Raw genomic sequence first — 294 nt, 5'->3', positions numbered from 1 at the left:
GGTGCAAACCGGTGTCTGTGCCGCGCTGCCGGATCGCGCGCCGCACGACCTCGCGCGCAACCGCGCTGTCCGCCCGGCATACGGCTTTTTCTTCGAGCGTCGCGCCTTCTCCTGCGGGCAGAAAATGAAACGGCGCCCACACGAGCCGGTTCTGGTCGTTCTCGGTATTCGCGTAGTCGAAGGTCTTGTGGGCAGTGGCAAAGCGCTCGAAAGTTTCGCCGCCTTGGAACCGCAAGATGCCCGGCGTCGTCGCGTCGTCGACATACTGGCACGCGTGGGCGACGGTCAGCGCCT

1 protein-coding gene is annotated in these 294 nt (G+C 65.6%); it reads right to left on the bottom strand.

Going from position 1 to position 294, the window contains the following annotated elements; all coding sequences use genetic code 11:
• Window positions 1–294 (bottom strand): DUF6765 family protein (locus EN845_RS34770; RefSeq protein ID WP_210235542.1); only part of this gene is annotated, 294 nt, incomplete at both ends.

Source organism: Mesorhizobium sp. M8A.F.Ca.ET.202.01.1.1 (assembly GCF_004791595.1).
GTDB lineage: Bacteria > Pseudomonadota > Alphaproteobacteria > Rhizobiales > Rhizobiaceae > Mesorhizobium.
This window is presented reverse-complemented; position numbering and strand designations above follow the sequence as displayed.